Here is a 16863-nt window from a genome sequence, read left to right as displayed (position 1 = left end):
TGGGAAAATGGAATATAAACCAATTAGAAAAGTTGTGAGTGGCAACTATGCTGCAGCTTATGCAGCCCTTCATGCGAGAGTTCAAGTTGTTGCCGCTTATCCTATTACCCCTCAAACCAGCATCATTGAAAAAATTGCAGAGTTTATAGCCAATGGTGAGGCTGACATTCAATATATACCCGTCGAAAGCGAGCACTCTGCTATGGCAGCTTGTATAGGCGCATCGGCTACTGGAGCTAGAACATTTACTGCAACTTCTGCTCAGGGATTAGCTCTAATGCATGAAATGCTTCATTGGGCTGCTGGAGCAAGGCTTCCAATTGTTATGGTTGATGTAAACAGAGCAATGGCTCCACCTTGGAGTGTGTGGGATGATCAAACTGATTCTCTCTCACAAAGAGACACTGGGTGGATGCAGTTCTACGCTGAAAACAACCAAGAAGTTTACGACGGTGTCCTAATGGCATACAAAGTTGCAGAGACAGTCAACGTTCCCGCAATGGTAGTTGAGAGCGCATTTATTCTCAGCCACACATATGACGTCGTTGAAATGATTCCACAGGAACTTGTTGACGAGTTTTTACCACCAAGGAAGCCCTTGTATAGCTTAGCAAACTTCGATGAGCCCATAGCGGTAGGAGCCCTTGCAACACCAAACGATTACTATGAGTTTAGATATAAGTTAGCTAAGGCTCATGAAGAGGCCAAAAAAGTCATTAAGGAAGTCGGAAAAGAATTTGGAGAGCGCTTTGGTAGAGACTATAGTCAAATGATTGAGACAGGCTACATCGATGATGCAGACTTCGTATTTATGGGTATGGGTTCCCTAATGGGTACCGTAAAGGAAGCAGTCGACCTCTTAAGAAAAGAAGGTTATAAAGTAGGATACGCAAAAGTTAGATGGTTTAGACCATTCCCGAAGGAAGAGCTAGTAGAAATTGCGGAGAGCGTTAAGGGAATAGCCGTTCTTGATAGAAACTTCTCCTTTGGACAAGAGGGAATTCTCTTCACGGAGAGCAAGGGCGCGCTCTATAACTCTTCAGCTCACCCATTGATGAAGAACTATATAGTTGGCCTTGGAGGAAGGGATGTTACTGTAAAAGACATTAAGGCAATAGCAGATGATATGAAGAAAGTCATTGAGAGTGGAAAAGTGGATAAAGAAGTTGTTTGGTACCATCTTAAGAGGTGAGAGTTATGGAAGTTCCCGAGAATATTAAGAAGAGGGTAACGATCCCGTTTGAAGAGCACTTTTATGCTGGCCATACCGCTTGCCAGGGATGTGGGGCTTCCCTCGGACTTAGATATGTGCTGAAAGCTTATGGAAAAAAGACCATCCTAGTAATTCCAGCTTGTTGTTCGACCATCATAGCTGGTCCCTGGCCTTACTCCGCAATAGATGCTAACTTATTCCACACAGCCTTTGAAACAACAGGAGCGGTGATAAGTGGAATTGAAGCTGCACTAAAGGCTATGGGATACAAGGTAAAGGGAGAAGACGGGATAATGGTCGTTGGATGGGCAGGAGACGGTGGTACTGCCGACATTGGTCTTCAAGCCCTCTCTGGATTCTTGGAGAGAGGTCACGATGCGGTGTACATAATGTACGATAATGAGGCCTACATGAATACTGGAATTCAGAGGTCTTCATCAACTCCATATGGAGCATGGACCACAAATACCCCAGGAGGAAGGAGACACTTCCTAGAGAAGAGGCATAAGAAGAAGGTTATTGACATTGTAATTGCCCATAGAATTCCATATGCCGCAACTGCCAGTATAGCTTATCCTGAGGACTTCATTAGAAAACTTAAGAAGGCTCAAAAGATTTCAGGTCCAAGTTTCATCCAGCTCTTCGCTCCCTGTCCCACTGGGTGGAGAGCACCAACAGACAAGTCAATAGAAATTGCACGCTTGGCAGTTCAAACTGCATACTTCCCACTCTTCGAATATGAAAATGGCAAGTATAAGATTAATATGCCAAATCCCAAAAAAGAACCAAAGCCAATTGAAGAATTCCTGAAGCTCCAGGGAAGATTTAAATACATGACAAAAGAGGATATTGAGACACTTCAAAAATGGGTATTGGAAGAATGGGAAAGGCTAAAGAAGCTTGCCGAGGTCTTTGGATGACCTATATGCTTAAATTTTTATTTTGAAAACTCACTCGAGGTGGTAAATATGGCTGAAAGTCCGTTTAAGGCCGATATAGAAAGAGCCCAAAAAGAGTTAAGTGAAAAAATGACACCCGGAGCAATAGTCTACATTCCAGGAAGTAGCGTCATTAATAAAACTGGATCTTGGAGAGTTTTTAAGCCAGAGTTCAACAGGGACAAGTGTGTAAGGTGTTATCTCTGCTACATCTACTGTCCAGAGCCTGCAATATACCTAGATGAAGAAGGTTACCCAGTTTTTGACTACGACTATTGTAAGGGTTGTGGAATCTGTGCTAATGAGTGTCCAACAAAAGCCATTGAAATGGTTAGAGAAGTTAAGTGAGGTGGTTTAGATGCCAATTAGGAAAGTTATGAAGGCTAATGAAGCCGCTGCTTGGGCTGCTAAGTTGGCTAAACCAAAGGTTATAGCAGCATTCCCAATTACACCTTCAACCCTAATACCCGAGAAGATTAGTGAATTCGTGGCAAATGGTGAACTAGACGCAGAGTTTATTAAAGTTGAAAGTGAGCACTCAGCAATTTCAGCATGTGTAGGTGCGGCTGCTGCAGGTGTTAGAACCTTCACAGCAACAGCCTCTCAAGGTTTGGCTTTAATGCACGAAATTCTATTCATTGCTGCTGGCATGAGATTGCCAATTGTAATGGCAATTGGTAACAGAGCTTTGTCAGCTCCAATTAACATCTGGAATGACTGGCAAGACACAATTAGCCAAAGAGATACTGGATGGATGCAGTTCTATGCAGAAAACAACCAAGAGGCTCTAGACTTGATCCTAATAGCTTACAAAGTTGCAGAAGATGAAAGAGTCCTCCTTCCAGCCATGGTTGGATTCGATGCATTCATCCTAACCCATACAGTTGAACCAGTAGAAATCCCAGACCAAGAGGTTGTTGATGAATTCCTAGGAGAATACGAGCCCAAGCACGCATATATTGATCCCGCAAGGCCTATAACTCAAGGAAGCCTTGCATTCCCGGCCCACTATATGGAGAGCAGATACACAGTTTGGGAGGCTATGGAGAGAGCAAAGAAGGTAATAGACGAAGCATTTGCAGAATTCGAGAAGAAGTTCGGAAGAAAGTACCAGAAGATTGAGGAGTACAAGACAGAGGATGCAGACATAATCTTCGTAACAATGGGTTCACTGGCTGGAACCCTTAAAGAGTGGATAGACAAGAAGAGAGAGGAAGGTTACAAAGTCGGTGCAGCAAAGATAACCGTTTATAGGCCATTCCCAGTAGAAGAGATAAGAGAACTAGCAAAGAAGGCAAAGGTTCTCGCATTCCTAGAGAAGAACATCACAATCGGCCTTTATGGTGCAGTCTTTACGGATGCATCAGCAGCTCTCATCAACGAGAGCGAAAAGCCACTAATGGTCGACTTCATAGTTGGCCTAGGTGGAAGAGATGTAACCTTCAACCAGCTTGACGAAGCCCTGGAAATTGCAGAGAAGGCACTCAAGGAAGGTAAAGTTGAGAATCCAATTAACTGGATTGGATTAAGATGGGAACTTGTGAAGTGAGGTGATTGAGATGGCAGTTAGAAAGCCCCCAATAACTACCCGTGAATATTGGGCTCCTGGTCATGCCGCATGTGCAGGTTGTGGGTGTGCTACTGCTCTAAGGTTAGCTACCAAGGCTCTTAGTGAAGCTATGGAAGAGAAATATGGAGATCCAAACGCCTTCGCAATAGCTCACGCAACTGGCTGTATGGAAGTAGTGTCAGCTGTATTCCCATATACAGCATGGAAGGCCCCCTGGATTCACGTAGCTTTTGAAAACGCTGCAGCCGTAGCGAGTGGTATTGAAGCTGCATGGAAGAAGCTTGGAAGGAAAGGTAAGATATTGGCAATAGGTGGAGATGGTGGTACAGCTGATATAGGACTCCAAGCCCTCTCTGGAATGCTCGAAAGATGGCACAATGTTCTCTACCTTATGTATGACAATGAGGCTTACATGAACACTGGAATTCAGAGGTCTTCATCAACACCATATGGAGCATGGACCACAACTTCACCTCCCGGAAAGTATTCAGTAGGTGAAGACAAGCCAAAGAAGTGGGTAGCACTTATTGCAGCCGCTCATCAAATTCCCTATGTAGCAACTGCAAGCATAGGAAATCCACTTGACTTCGTGAGAAAGATAAAGAAAGCAGGCAAGATTGACGGGCCAGCATTCGTTCAAGTCCTCTGTACTTGTCCGACAGGATGGAGAAGTCCACTGGAAAAAGGCGTTGAGATAGCAAGGCTAGCCATAGAAACAGGTATATGGCCACTCTTCGAGATTGAAAATGGTGACATCTGGAACATTAAGATACAGCCCCCAGGAGGAGGAGCTAAGGTTTACAAGGAAGGCAACAGAGTCGTTAGAATAGAGTTCAAGAAGCCAATCGAGGAGTACCTCAAGCTCCAAGGAAGATTCAAGCACCTCTTCAAGAGACCAGAGGCCATTGAAGAGCTTAGGAACCAAGTAAAAGCAATGTGGAAAGTCTTAGGAGTTGAAGCAATACTTCCAAGACCCGAGGAGTAGCCTCTTTTTCCATTATCTTTTTTAACCTATTAATTATTTCCTTTTATTGATGCGAATTGCGATAATGACAAGTGACCCAAGAGTGTACTATTTAGCATCAAAGGTTCTCAAGGAGCATAAGATACCATTTTATAGTCTAACCCCCACAGATGAAATACCCTTCGACGTAGAAGTTATTCTAACAGGAGAGAAAGACTTTGACAAGATAAAGTTCCCAAACAAAATAATAGTTAGGGATGAGACTTTCATAGATGAACTTTTGCTGTTTCTTGAAGGAAAAAAGAGGTTCAAATCCGTTTTCATAGCCATAGACCCAGGAGAGCGGCCTGGAGTTAGTGTTGTTGCTGACAATAGGGTTTTGGAAGTATATCACCTAAAGAGCCCAAAAGATGTAGATATCATTATCCAGCTCCTAGAAAAATACCCAGGAGCAAAGATAAAAATTGGGCATGGGGCTAAGAGACACAGGATCTTAATGCTCAAATCATTGGCGAAGGTATTAGGAGAGAATTATCCCATAATACTTGTAAATGAAAGGGGGACAACTCCAAGAGTCGGAGGGGTTGAAGCTTGGGCTATTCAGGACATAGTAGCTTCAATAAACATAGGGCTTAGAGAGGGAAGGGAAATGACAATAAAAGAGTTAATAAGGGGTGACAAAGTTACCAAGGGAGAAATAGAGAATATAAAAGCTCAAAGTAGGATTGTGAGTGGAGGTAAAATTACCATTTCGTCTGAACTTGCTAAAGAAGTAGCTCTTGGTAACCTCACAATTGAAGAGGCTATAGAGCTTCAAAAGAAGAAAAAGGGTAAGGGGTGATATCATGATAATTGGAAGGGGAGAAGAGAGAAAAGAAGAAATTAAGCTTAGAGTAGCTGAAGCTCTTAAGTGGGACGTTGGAAGAGGTATTGTAAGATTTGATAAGAAATATCAGAGAATGCTTGGAGTCGAACCTGGGGACATTGTAGAAATTGAAGGAAATAGAATTACTGCAGCAATAGTGGCAAACGCCCACCCAGACGATAGGGGGTTGGATATAGTTAGAATGGACGGCTACATTAGAAAGAATGCTGGAGTTAGCATTGGAGATTACGTAACAATTAGGAGAGCTGAAGTTAAAGAGGCAAAAAAAGTTGTTTTAGCTCCTGCCCAAAAGGGAGTATATATCCAGATTCCAGGAGACCTAGTTAAAAACAACCTCCTGGGAAGACCCGTGGTAAAAGGAGACATTGTAGTGGCAAGTGGAAGAAGTGAATTTTACACAGGAACACCATTTGACGAGATATTCAGAGGATTCTTTGAGATGTCCATGGGCTTTGGAGAGCTGAAGTTTGTAGTTGTAAGTACAGTTCCCAGAGGAATAGTGCAAATAACTTACAATACTGAAGTTGAAGTACTTCCGCAAGCGGTTGAGGTCAGAGAGGAGAAAGTTCCTGAAGTCACCTATGAGGACATTGGTGGTCTAAAAGAAGCAATAGAGAAGATTAGGGAAATGGTTGAATTGCCCTTGAAGCATCCAGAATTGTTTGAAAGATTGGGTATTGAGCCTCCGAAGGGTGTTTTGTTGTATGGTCCTCCTGGGACTGGTAAGACTTTGCTGGCTAAGGCTGTTGCCAATGAGGCTAATGCTTACTTCATTGCAATTAATGGTCCGGAAATAATGAGCAAGTACTATGGAGAGAGCGAAGAAAGATTGAGAGAGATATTCAAGGAAGCTGAGGAAAATGCACCGGCAATAATCTTTATTGATGAAATTGATGCAATTGCTCCAAAGAGAGAAGAAGTTGTCGGAGAGGTTGAAAAAAGAGTAGTGTCTCAGCTATTAACCTTAATGGATGGGCTAAAGAGTAGAGGGAAAGTAATAGTAATTGCAGCCACAAATAGGCCCGATGCCATTGATCCAGCCTTGAGAAGGCCTGGAAGGTTTGACAGAGAAATAGAAGTCGGAGTTCCAGATAAGCAGGGTAGGAAGGAAATCCTCCAGATCCACACAAGAGGAATGCCAATAGAGCCTGATTACGATAAGGAAAGTGTCATAAAAGCACTAAAAGAACTTGAAAAGGAAGAAAAGTACGAAAAGAGCGAAATCAAAAAGATTATCGAAGAAATCAGCAAGGCAACAAGCGAAGAGGAAGTCAAAGAAATTCTAAAGAAGCACGGCAAGATATTCATGGATGTTAGGGCAAAGCTAATTGACAAGTTGCTCGATGAGCTGGCTGAGGTTACTCATGGATTCGTTGGTGCTGATTTGGCTGCGTTGGCAAGAGAGGCAGCGATGGTAGTGCTGAGGAGGCTAATAAAAGAAGGTAAAATAAACCCAGAAGCTGAGAGCATTCCCAGGGAAGTTCTTGAGGAATTGAAGGTAACTAGGAGGGATTTCTATGAGGCTTTGAAGATGGTGGAGCCTTCTGCTCTTAGGGAGGTTCTCATTGAGATTCCAAACGTCCACTGGGACGATATCGGAGGACTAGAAGAAGTAAAACAACAACTAAGAGAAGCAGTAGAATGGCCACTTAAGTATCCGAAAGCTTTCAAGAGGTTAGGCATTTCTCCGCCTAAGGGGATTTTGTTGTATGGTCCTCCTGGGACTGGTAAGACTTTGCTGGCTAAGGCTGTTGCTACTGAGAGTCAGGCTAATTTTATTGCCATTCGTGGGCCTGAGGTTTTGAGTAAGTGGGTTGGTGAGAGTGAGAAGAGGATTAGGGAAATCTTCAGAAAAGCCAGACAAGCAGCCCCAGCAATAATCTTCATAGACGAAATCGACGCAATCGCACCTGCTAGGGGTGGATACGAGGGAGAGAGAGTAACAGATAGGCTGATAAACCAGTTGCTAACTGAGATGGACGGGATACAGGAAAATAGTGGTGTTGTGGTTATTGGTGCTACTAATAGGCCGGATATTATTGATCCGGCTTTGTTGAGGCCTGGGCGTTTTGATAGGCTTATTTTAGTTCCAGCTCCTGATGAGAAGGCTAGGCTTGAGATTTTCAAGGTTCACACTAGGGGCATGCCATTGGCTGATGACGTTGACTTGAAAGAGTTGGCCAGGAGGACTGAAGGTTACACTGGTGCAGACATAGCAGCAGTCTGCCGAGAAGCAGCACTAAACGCTCTAAGGAGAGTTGTTAAAAGTGTACCGAAGGAGGAGTTGGAGGAGGAGAGCGAAGAGTTCCTTGATAAGCTAATAGTTACGAGGAAGGACTTTGAGGAGGCGCTAAAGAAAGTCAAGCCAAGTGTCAATAAATACATGATGGAATATTACAGGCAATTTGAAGAGTCGAGGAAGAGAATTAGTGGGGAGTCCATGGGAAGAGAGCCAGATTACTTTACTGGATAGCTTTTTGTCTTTTATTTAACTTTTTAGTAGAAATTTTTATAGGGATTTTATGTATTACTAAATTATGGTGATATAATGCTGAAAAATGTTTTTGCTTTAGTAGTCTGTATTATTATTCTAAGTGGGACAGTAAGTGCAACAAAGGGAATTATTAATCCAACGTACATAGATCCAGGTACAGGTGGTGGAGATGTTGTATATCTTGGAGTTGACAAAAAGTTGACCTATTCTGAATATGGGGACGCGGGAGTTGAGGATCACAGTGGATTGTTTTATATAGATCAAAATGGGTACTACCTAGGAACTTCTCAGAAAGTATCTGCATCTATTAAATCACTTGGCTTTGGATATGTTGTAACATATGCAGAGATAGGAGAGAAATTTGATACTGGAGGTAAAGGAGCAGTATATGCTACCATAGAAGTACCAATAAAGATTAGCGGATCAATAAGTCTCAGTTTTGGAGAGGCCTCATATAGAGTTGATGTCTGTATAAAGGATCTTACAACAGGCTCTGTAACATGCTTTAATGCTGATAGCCAAGACTTCTCGCTTGTTGGAATCAAAGATATAAACAGACAAAATATTGTATAGAACACCGGCGTATATGTTGAAAAGTGGACATAGGTATGTAGTCTACATAAAACTAACATCTAAGGTGTCCTCAGAGGAAAAGTATAGTTATGCATCCTTAAATCTGAATGTGAAATATGACTACATATATGTAGATTTTCCTTAGTTAGGAGGGATGAATTGTGAAAAACTTGCGTTACATACTTTTTCCTTTTTTATTAGCAGTAGCAGGCAGTGCTATTACATTCGTAATTTGGATAATGTGGCTTATGGAAAGGCTTCCAAACTCAATAAATATACTCATAGCTCTCTCTGTTAGAATTGCTCCAACAATTGGAGGAATAATAAGTTTCTACAGGCTTTGCAAAGAAAGTTGCAAACAAAATTCCCAAGAAAAGTAAGTTTTTTGAATTACTAAGAAAATCTGGTGGGCCCGCGGGGATTTGAACCCCGGACCTCCACCTTGTCAGGGTGGCGTCATAACCAGTCTAGACCACGGGCCCGCCCAAAATTTGTGGTGGACCGGCCGGGATTTGAACCCGGGGCCTCCGCCTTGCCAAGGCGGCGCTCATACCAGGCTGAGCTACCGGCCCACCTTAAGACCATTTACGTATCCTCAAATGAGCTTTAAAAACTTTACGCTCAACTTTTTAAATGACTTCAGAAGTTAAATATGAGGAATACGAAAGAAAAAGTTGGCTCAACGAGTAGCGAAGAGGAAGTATGGGATCGGGGAAGACCTTATTGATTATTATGCTCTTGTTGACACTAACTTAACCTTTGAAGAGAACATTAAGAATATTGCTAAAATCATTGGGAAGGCTGAAAAGGTGAGGAAGGCTAAAGATCAGCTCATAAAGGCGATAATGGAGTTTAAGGAGTATTGGGAAACCTACGGTAAGCGGGATTATGCGGTTGATAAGGCGAAGAAGGCGAGGAAGGTTTTTGACCTTGAGAAGGCAACACTCAAGCAGTTGGAGTTATGGTTGAGACATCCTGAACGCTACGACATTAAGCAAATTGACTACCCAGGTCAAAAGAGAAAGCGGAAGAAAAATTAATAATCATGCACTCTAAACTTTTTAAGGTGTGAAGGATGGCCGTAAAAACAAAGTCAAAGGATGTGTTTGAGGTAAAAATCCCGGTCCCCGAGGGGATGAGCATAAGAGAGTTTAAACGCCTTGCGAGGGAAGCGATAATAGAGTACCTCATTAAGGAAGAGGGACTTAGTGAGGAGGATGTTAAAAAGCTGAAGATAACTATCGAGGTTGAGGAGGAATGAAGGCTGTTATTAGGGTTGAGAACTTTAAGAGTAGGAAGACTAAGAAGGCGAAAGAGTATATTGAGAAGTGGATCCTCGCTAAGGATTTAATCAATCTGGTAAAATCTGGAGAGGTTGATGTGAATGAAATCGAGAAAAAGCCACTCAAGCTCCGTAAATACGAAAAGTTTGATTATTGACACGAGCGCTTTAATCACTTGGGTCAAAAAGGGACAGGTTGAAAAAGCTTGTTAAGTATTCTGGAGCTAAAATCTCGGTGGTTACCCTTTTTGAATTCTTGAGGGGTGTTAAGTCGGAAAGAGGGTTTAAGCGAGCAATGAAGGACTTAACGACTCTCTTTAAAGTTGTCCCGGTTGATGAGTTTACGGCTATCCTCGCTTCCGACTTATACCGTAGGCTGGAGAAAGAAGGAACACCACCAGGGATGACGGGGATATTCTCATAGCCTCAACGGCCATTCATAAGGGATACTACCTCCTCACCTATGACAAAGGCTTTCAGAAGTTCACCAAGTTTGGGTTAAAACTCTATAAAGAGAAAAGAAGTTAGTTGAGAAAGGCGAACATGCCTTTTTCCATTAATTTTCTATATTCTTTTACCGCTCCTTCTAATGCTTGCCTAATGTTTACATAGTTTTGCCATGCTCCCTTCTCATCGTTTCTCGACTGAATGAAGTTAATCATTGTCTTATCGCCTTTCAGCTTGTAGAGTGCTTTATTAAAGAATCAATCTCTGATATTTGAAGCTCTAGTGTTTTTTGTGAGGCTTTCTTTAGAAACTTCATGTTTGAAGTTCTAGATGGCATATCCTTAAATAAGTCTTTGTTTGCCATGCCCTCCTTTTTATCCTCAAGGGACTGAATAAAGTTTGCCATAGTCCTGATTGAAGAACTAGCCTCTAACGTTGCTCACTTTAACGTTTTTGCATAATGACGGGGTTAAAGATACAGGTCATCGAATTGAAAACATTGTAGCTCTTGAACTCCTAAGAAGGAAGTACTATCAAGAACCAAGACTTGAAATCAGATACTGGATGGATTCTAAAGGAGAAGTAGATTTTGTCGTCTTAACTGGATTTGAAGTAAAAGAACTGATCCAGGTAAGCTATAGTATCGATGACATCGAGACAAAGCAGCGAGAAGTAGGGGCACTTTTAAGGGCTTCTAGACTATTAAAGTGTAACAATTTAACGGTTGTAACATGGGATTATGAAGGAACTGAGGTTTACAAAGGAAAAAGAGTTAGATTTGTCCCCTTATGGAAGTGGCTCTTAGGATAACTTAGTAGGACAAAGTAAAAGTATTTTCATTACATTTGAATTTGACTTCTGTTATTTAATTTTAGATAACATATAATAACAACAAAAAATTTAAATATTATGTAATCTCATGATTTTAGAGATGGAATAATTATGAAAAATTAATTAAAAAATTATCAATACTAATGCTTTGTATATTTGTTTTTGGATATTCAGGAAATACAACTGCTATGGAAAGTAGGGAAATCCCTCCGCAGCTAGCTTCGCAGATTGCTCAAACATATGTAAATTGGATTGCTACTAATATTCCCGAGTTTAAAAACTGGAAGAATGCCACTATTGGAGAACCCACTAGGGTGCACATGCCGTAACTGGGGTTGGGTATGTATACTCCCGAAAAACTGGAACTGTGCTCTATATTAAAGTCCATGACGGGAATGATGTGAAATATATAGCCAATGGAAATTGGCAAGATGCAGATCTCATGAAGATAAGAACAACATGAACTTGGTGATGTCAAATGAGAAAAATAATTATTCCTCTTCTACTTATTATTTTGGCAATATTTGGATATGCATACAAAATCCATACATCCCAAATCAACCTTAACATAAGCTTATCTCCACACTGCAATTATTCAAACGGTTCTGAAGCCCTAAGAGTGTTTCTTGAGGGGGCGAGATACCTATACAAAGTGGAAGAGGCACCACTCAACATTGTTTCACCTCATAACTATTTGAAAAAATTCACTGGAAAGGCCAATGAAACTGAGTTCGGACTTTACACTTACTATTCATCCGATTCATGCGAGAAAGAGAAAAACAGAATAACCAATGAACTAGAGCAGAGGGGATTTAGCATATACAAAAATAATGTATTGGTAAAAGATAAGAATGGATATTATATTAGTTGCAAATTCATGGGAGATGCATATATACTTGTTGTTGCTCGAGGAGAGCGTGAGGATGTAATAGATTTTGCAAAGACCGTGACTCCTTTGTACTATGGGCCTTCACCAGAAAAAGTCATCTTTTACACATTGCTTGAGAAAAATATATCAACTATGTTAGAGAAAAATATTCCAATCATGGAAGAAAACTGGACAGCTGAAGTAGGGGTAAAGATAGAGGGCTACATGGCCAAATTTGAAGGAAGCGTGAAGCCAAACCTGAATGTGGCAGTTTATGTTTACCCCAAAGGTTGCGGGAGGGAAGTGTACCTTGAGATTACTAAAGCATTAGCAAAGAGCTGGAAAGACATCACCCCAGTAAATGCGACTGGGAAGATGTTTAAGAAGGATAACACCCGCTTTTATGTTGAGTATTCCCAGGTGATGGGGTTTGATAGGGTAGTAATATTGATATATAACTCTTCAAGAACATGAAATCAACTCCTATCCCATCTTGGATTTGTGCGTTAAAAATTATTTTTATGACAAGGTATTTAAGCTCTAGTTTGGATGGTCTTCAAGAATAACTTTTATTGACCAATATCTTTAGACACTGTCACCATAAATATTACCAAAAATTACAAATATTTTTGGAGGTATAGCTGATAGTGCAAATATTTGTGGTGGTGGTGTTGGGTTTGAGGTGGGTTATTGTTTTGTTACTTGGTTTTGTGGTTTTGGGTTCTTTTGGGAGTGCGGGTAATGATAAGGCCTGTCAGCCAGTAAAATATTGGGTTTTTGAGAATGGCCAGTGGGTTGAGAAGAGTGAGCCTAGAATCTGGTGGTATTGTCAAGAACCCGAGAAAATTAAGAATTTTGAAGGATTCGCATTTAAAGAAAAACCCTACGGATTACTCAAGAAACCAGAATCAATAATATTACATCAGGCTGCAAGAGAGTTAAGCCAACTAGTGGGGATTGACGAGCTTAATGGAGAATCCTCTAGAAACCTCTCATCTTACGGAGGAATGTTCATTGATGAAAAAAGAGGACTAATATTCATTTACATAAAAAACGAAGAAGATAAGCAAAAAATCAAACAAAAACTAGAAAAATACAAAAGAAAAATAAATATAATATTCCTAAAAGGAAAATACAATTTCGCAGATCTAGTGAGATGGAAGCATATGATAGAAAGGCTTAATGTAAGTGTCATTAAGCAACTTGGAATTGTAACGATAGATGCCGATGAAGCTCACAATACGTTGACAATTGGGTTAGCAAACGTAACTCTAGAAACTCTAAAAATACTTGAAAAGGAATTAGAGAAACTGGGAATCCCCAAAGAGGCAGTAAGAGTGGAAGAGGAAGGATACATAAAGCTAACCACAAATAGTGATTTTATTAGACCTCTTATTGGTGGGATTAAACAAAATAGAGAATTGAGAGGCACTGGAACTCTCGGATATGTAGGGTATTACAAAAATATAAAGGGATCAGTTTATTGTTCATATAGAAATTCAGCTGCAGAGCTTTATGGAATAAACTGGGGAAAACCTTCTTCAGGCTCAATTTATAGTCCAATAGACGGAATTGAAAAAGATCTGGGGATTAGTCTTACAGTAACTTATAACTAGCGGAGGGAATAAAAATTGAAGAAAAAAGAAGATCTTCTTGCCATCACCCTTGCTATTATTTTACTGCTTTCCATAATCTACATCCCTATTCTAGGAGTGTATATACTAAATGTAATCGAAGATAGAAGGTATGAGCAGATACCTTGGACGCAGGAATGCTCAAAATTTGTAGAGTATCCCCTTCCACAGGATCCTTCATCCACTGGGAAAAATGCTACTGAAATACTCCTCCTTAGACTTGAGGGAAAATGGATCTTTAACCTCACTGGATGTGCTTATGAAGATGGAGTACTCTTTCTAAAGTTTACTTCTAAGAGAGTGTCTCAGTATAGTGAATCTTCTGGAGTAATTCAGACTCCTCTTGCTTATATTTCCGACCTTCGAGTTGTGTCAAAAGTTAATGCAGAGAAAGTGATAGTATACATCAGGGGAGATACAAACAAGAAAATTACGGTAAGCCCTTAAGACTTTAATTCCAATCATCTGACTATTAAAGGAAGTGGCAAGGAAGACAGATTCAGAGACAAAAGCATGAATTTCAAAGCACCAACATACTATCAGGTGGGCTAATGATGAAACCAATAATCCGCGAGGCTAAACCTCAGGATAAACCATTTATCGAGGAAATAGCCCATCTCACCTGGGACGGTGAGGACTACCTTGCGCGCGTATTCGACGAATGGATTAAGGATGGGAACTTCTATGTTCTCGAGCTTAATGGGAAGGTCATTGGCACTGTTAAGTTGACTCTTCTTCCCAATAGAGTTAGTTGGATGGAAGGACTTAGGGTACATCCCAACTACCACGGTAGGGGATTTGGTAAAATGTTACACAACTTTATTGTAGAGAAGGGAAGAATGATGGCAAGTGAAGGTATAATAGATGCCCTTGAGTTCTCCCCCTACTTCCTTAACAAAAAGATAATAGCCATGGCAGAAAAGAATGGATTCTGGGTTAAAGCGCGGTTCTTCGTTGCCAGCGTAAGGGTTGGCGATTTTAAACCTGAGGAACCAATTAGAATAGAGCCAAAGCTTGAGGACTTAACTTTAGGGATTATTCCAGTTGGATGGAGATTCATAAAAAGGAGTGAGGAAGCATTAGAATGGATAAGAAAAAATGCTGAAGTCTATGAGTACAACGGCCTTAAGTTTATAGGGCCAAAAAAGGAAACAATATTTACACCTCTCGAACCTGGTCCCGCTGTCCTGAAGGCACTTTTACCAGCAATGGCTTGGGTAGCAAGAGAAAAGGATAAAGAAGAATTTAACCTTATGTTGTCCAGCTCAATAAAACCAGTTCTTTCAGTTTTTAGGAGGATAGGAGTCTACATATGGGACGATGCTAAAGAACCGAATGTTCTTGTTTTTAGAAAGAAATTAAAAGATAAAAAGGGTTTAATACCTTTTGTGAATAAGTGGAATTATAACAAAGAATACTAATCCTGCTGGGCCACAAATACCCTTTTTTTCACTTTCTGTAGGTTTTGGTGTCTTTTCTTCTGGAATTTGAGCGGTGGAGGTGATGTGGGGGGAGGTTATTATTGTGATTTTTGGAGAAGTCTGGGTAGGGCTTGTGGTGGTTTTTGAGTAAGTAGGGCTGGAAGGGTTGGTTGTTGTAGTCTTCTTAGTTTGCCCTAAGCTTGGACTTGCCTGAAGGTCACCAGAACAAGCTTCACTAACGATTAGGTGAAGATCCCTTGTTGATGATTTCACATCAAACTCTTCTATTAGAGGAGTATCCATCTGTGGAGGTTTTATAAATTTTAAAGAGATTTCAAGATTTTCAATTTCAAGCTTTGGTCTGTCTGCGTCACAAGGAGGGGTTGATCCATCTTTTCCAAGGGCTAGTGAAACAATGTCCTTCTTCATAAACACATTTCTAAAGTAAAAGAGATACAAATAATCGCCAACCGCTATCCCTCCAAGCTTGTTGTATCCCATTGTATCTCCTAGGAGAACATGCCATCTAAGCTTTCCATTTTTGTCAAAGTTAAGAATCCAAGCGTGCCTTTTATAGTCTTTACCTTCCTGAAATGAAGATCCCGCGTATCCGAGAACGTATATGGAATCTCTGGCTGGTATCAGTTGTATGAATGTCTCACCTGAATTGGGAAACTTCTTAGACCAAAGTAAGCTTCCCTCCCCAGAGAGCTTTATCAAAAAGGGCTCATATAGATCTGGTTTTATTGCTCCAGCCAGATAAATCTCATTTCCATCGATGGCAAGATCTTTGAGATTATAACCGTACGTTGGGACTTTCACGAGTAGCCCCCTTGTTATATTCCCGTTTTCATCTATCCAATAGAGGGTTGGTTCTTTCCAGGCCACAAGTACAAGAACTTTTCTGTCTTCTATAATCTCTATTCCTACTGGTCTCATTGGGGGCTCATAGGCCCCATAGACTTTCGCCCATTCAAGCTTTCCTTCTGGAGATAATTTCATAACTACAAACGCTTCCATCATCGATGAAAACCAACCTATGGTCTCGGCAAGAAGGTATATTCCGTTTTCAGTAATAAGTCCCAACGTACGGTTATAATCTCAAAGAACTAGCGTCAATTGGGATAAGTTCTTTTGTATAGTTTTTGTCCAGTCTATCATTATATTGCCACATCCTATAATATCTTGCCCACAGAATGTTTCCCTCTGGAGTCATCTTAAAGACCACTGTTCCAGAGAATATCGGAGCATCTGGACGTTTCACTCTGAAGAATCCAATAATGTTCCCATCTGGACTTTTCCTAAGAAACACCCTAGGATTGTCTAATTCAAATTGAGGGCCCAATTCAGTTCCATTGAAAGTGAACCTTACTTCCTTTACCCACTTAATTTCTCCTTCTCCGGTTAGGGAATCTAGTGACATTATGTAGAAGAATTGTGAGGAAAAGTCAAACTTGATAAATCCCAGGTAAGTAAATTGTCTTCTCCATTATCAATGGACTTTCAGGGTACATGATATCAGAGTTCTCTATTTTGTAAGTCTTTGCCCATCCTTCAGCTACTGCCATTGGGATAGTTATGAGGAGAATGGCCAAGGGGAGAATAAGCTTCCTTGCCTCCTTCACCTTGATCCCCCTTCAATATGTTTATACTTTGGTCTTTTAATAGATTAAGGTGTCAGAGGATGGGCATGTGGGAATCGAAGTTTCATTTCTGTCAGGCCTGTGACAAAGTGCTGGAGG

21 protein-coding genes and 2 tRNA genes are annotated in these 16863 nt (G+C 40.9%); 17 read left to right on the top strand and 6 right to left on the bottom strand.

The features are described 5' to 3' along the window. The first annotated feature begins 7 nt into the window (after positions 1-7). The 8 genes from porA (ACMFNG_RS07505) (at position 8) to ACMFNG_RS07470 (ending at position 8638) form a co-directional block, all read left to right on the top strand. On the top strand, positions 8-1192 hold the full coding sequence (gene porA, locus ACMFNG_RS07505) for a 2-ketoisovalerate ferredoxin oxidoreductase subunit alpha (RefSeq protein ID WP_011012106.1): 1185 nt from the start codon (positions 8-10) through the stop codon (positions 1190-1192). Between the two features lie 5 nt (positions 1193-1197). Beyond that, positions 1198-2133, top strand: a complete 936-nt coding sequence (locus ACMFNG_RS07500; RefSeq protein ID WP_011012105.1) for a 3-methyl-2-oxobutanoate dehydrogenase subunit beta — start codon at positions 1198-1200, stop codon at positions 2131-2133. A 48-nt stretch (positions 2134-2181) separates the two neighbouring features. After that, positions 2182-2499 carry a pyruvate synthase subunit PorD gene (gene porD, locus ACMFNG_RS07495; RefSeq protein ID WP_011012104.1) on the top strand — a complete coding sequence of 106 codons (318 nt, stop codon included), beginning with the start codon at positions 2182-2184 and terminating at the stop codon, positions 2497-2499. Between the two features lie 10 nt (positions 2500-2509). Next, on the top strand, positions 2510-3700 hold the full coding sequence (gene porA, locus ACMFNG_RS07490) for a pyruvate synthase subunit PorA (protein WP_011012103.1): 1191 nt from the start codon (positions 2510-2512) through the stop codon (positions 3698-3700). Positions 3701-3710: 10 nt separating this feature from the next. Further along, complete coding sequence (gene porB / locus ACMFNG_RS07485; protein WP_011012102.1) at positions 3711-4706, top strand: pyruvate synthase subunit PorB; 996 nt, start codon at positions 3711-3713, stop codon at positions 4704-4706. A gap of 49 nt (positions 4707-4755) precedes the next feature. Further along, a complete protein-coding gene (locus ACMFNG_RS07480; RefSeq protein ID WP_048059048.1) occupies positions 4756-5526 on the top strand; it encodes a hypothetical protein in 771 nt (256 codons plus the stop codon). A 4-nt stretch (positions 5527-5530) separates the two neighbouring features. Beyond that, positions 5531-8044 carry a CDC48 family AAA ATPase gene (locus tag ACMFNG_RS07475; protein WP_011012100.1) on the top strand — a complete coding sequence of 838 codons (2514 nt, stop codon included), beginning with the start codon at positions 5531-5533 and terminating at the stop codon, positions 8042-8044. A gap of 75 nt (positions 8045-8119) precedes the next feature. After that, the gene (locus ACMFNG_RS07470) at positions 8120-8638 is read left to right on the top strand and encodes a hypothetical protein (protein ID WP_011012099.1); all 519 of its coding nucleotides are present in this window, start codon (positions 8120-8122) and stop codon (positions 8636-8638) included. A gap of 404 nt (positions 8639-9042) precedes the next feature. Here the strand turns inward: ACMFNG_RS07470 and ACMFNG_RS07465 are convergent. Both ACMFNG_RS07465 and ACMFNG_RS07460 read right to left on the bottom strand, forming a co-directional pair. Beyond that, positions 9043-9120: transfer RNA gene (locus ACMFNG_RS07465), tRNA-Val, on the bottom strand. Positions 9121-9132: 12 nt separating this feature from the next. After that, positions 9133-9210: transfer RNA gene (locus tag ACMFNG_RS07460), tRNA-Ala, on the bottom strand. Positions 9211-9312: 102 nt separating this feature from the next. Between ACMFNG_RS07460 and ACMFNG_RS07455 the strand changes: the two genes are divergently transcribed. Genes ACMFNG_RS07455 through ACMFNG_RS07440 form a run of 4 tightly spaced genes read left to right on the top strand, consistent with a single transcriptional unit; the run spans position 9313 to position 10344 of the window. Then, complete coding sequence (locus ACMFNG_RS07455) at positions 9313-9678, top strand: hypothetical protein (RefSeq protein WP_014835294.1); 366 nt, start codon at positions 9313-9315, stop codon at positions 9676-9678. 35 nt (positions 9679-9713) lie between these two features. Further along, on the top strand, positions 9714-9899 hold the full coding sequence (locus tag ACMFNG_RS07450) for a hypothetical protein (RefSeq protein ID WP_011012096.1): 186 nt from the start codon (positions 9714-9716) through the stop codon (positions 9897-9899). Further along, entirely contained in the window at positions 9896-10078 is a 183-nt protein-coding gene (locus ACMFNG_RS07445; protein ID WP_014835293.1) for a hypothetical protein, read from the top strand. The genes ACMFNG_RS07450 and ACMFNG_RS07445 overlap by 4 nt, the downstream gene beginning before the upstream one ends. Before the next feature lie 38 nt (positions 10079-10116). Next, on the top strand, positions 10117-10344 hold the full coding sequence (locus ACMFNG_RS07440) for a type II toxin-antitoxin system VapC family toxin (protein ID WP_011012095.1): 228 nt from the start codon (positions 10117-10119) through the stop codon (positions 10342-10344). Between the two features lie 100 nt (positions 10345-10444). Here ACMFNG_RS07440 and ACMFNG_RS07435 read toward each other — a convergent pair whose 3' ends face one another. Beyond that, positions 10445-10582, bottom strand: coding sequence for a hypothetical protein (locus ACMFNG_RS07435; RefSeq protein ID WP_170230894.1), 138 nt, complete (start codon positions 10580-10582; stop codon positions 10445-10447). Positions 10583-10820: 238 nt separating this feature from the next. Here ACMFNG_RS07435 and ACMFNG_RS07430 point away from each other — a divergent pair, with 238 nt between their 5' ends. From ACMFNG_RS07430 to ACMFNG_RS07410, 5 genes are all read left to right on the top strand, one after another. After that, entirely contained in the window at positions 10821-11177 is a 357-nt protein-coding gene (locus ACMFNG_RS07430; RefSeq protein ID WP_223209016.1) for a DUF4143 domain-containing protein, read from the top strand. A gap of 535 nt (positions 11178-11712) precedes the next feature. After that, positions 11713-12540, top strand: a complete 828-nt coding sequence (locus ACMFNG_RS07425; protein WP_430515132.1) for a hypothetical protein — start codon at positions 11713-11715, stop codon at positions 12538-12540. A gap of 194 nt (positions 12541-12734) precedes the next feature. Next, positions 12735-13682, top strand: coding sequence for a hypothetical protein (locus ACMFNG_RS07420; protein ID WP_394295152.1), 948 nt, complete (start codon positions 12735-12737; stop codon positions 13680-13682). A gap of 15 nt (positions 13683-13697) precedes the next feature. Next, on the top strand, positions 13698-14147 hold the full coding sequence (locus tag ACMFNG_RS07415; RefSeq protein WP_014835290.1) for a hypothetical protein: 450 nt from the start codon (positions 13698-13700) through the stop codon (positions 14145-14147). A 107-nt stretch (positions 14148-14254) separates the two neighbouring features. Further along, positions 14255-15121 carry a GNAT family N-acetyltransferase gene (locus tag ACMFNG_RS07410; RefSeq protein WP_014835289.1) on the top strand — a complete coding sequence of 289 codons (867 nt, stop codon included), beginning with the start codon at positions 14255-14257 and terminating at the stop codon, positions 15119-15121. Here the strand turns inward: ACMFNG_RS07410 and ACMFNG_RS07405 are convergent. The 3 genes from ACMFNG_RS07405 to ACMFNG_RS07395 form a co-directional block, all read right to left on the bottom strand. Further along, positions 15077-16144: a CGP-CTERM sorting domain-containing protein gene (locus ACMFNG_RS07405; RefSeq protein ID WP_014835288.1), complete on the bottom strand. Its 1068-nt coding sequence runs from the start codon at positions 16142-16144 to the stop codon at positions 15077-15079. The two genes, ACMFNG_RS07410 and ACMFNG_RS07405, sit on opposite strands and share 45 nt — an antisense overlap. Before the next feature lie 70 nt (positions 16145-16214). After that, positions 16215-16544 (bottom strand): hypothetical protein, encoded by a 330-nt coding sequence (locus ACMFNG_RS07400; RefSeq protein ID WP_011012087.1) that lies wholly within the window; start codon positions 16542-16544, stop codon positions 16215-16217. A gap of 25 nt (positions 16545-16569) precedes the next feature. After that, on the bottom strand, positions 16570-16746 hold the full coding sequence (locus tag ACMFNG_RS07395; protein WP_011012086.1) for a hypothetical protein: 177 nt from the start codon (positions 16744-16746) through the stop codon (positions 16570-16572). Between the last annotated feature and the right edge of the window lie 117 nt (positions 16747-16863).

It is taken from the genome of Pyrococcus woesei, from assembly GCF_050496105.1.
GTDB lineage: Archaea > Methanobacteriota_B > Thermococci > Thermococcales > Thermococcaceae > Pyrococcus > Pyrococcus furiosus.
The sequence above is the reverse complement of the archived record's forward strand: the minus strand, read 5'-3'. Positions and strand labels throughout refer to the sequence as shown.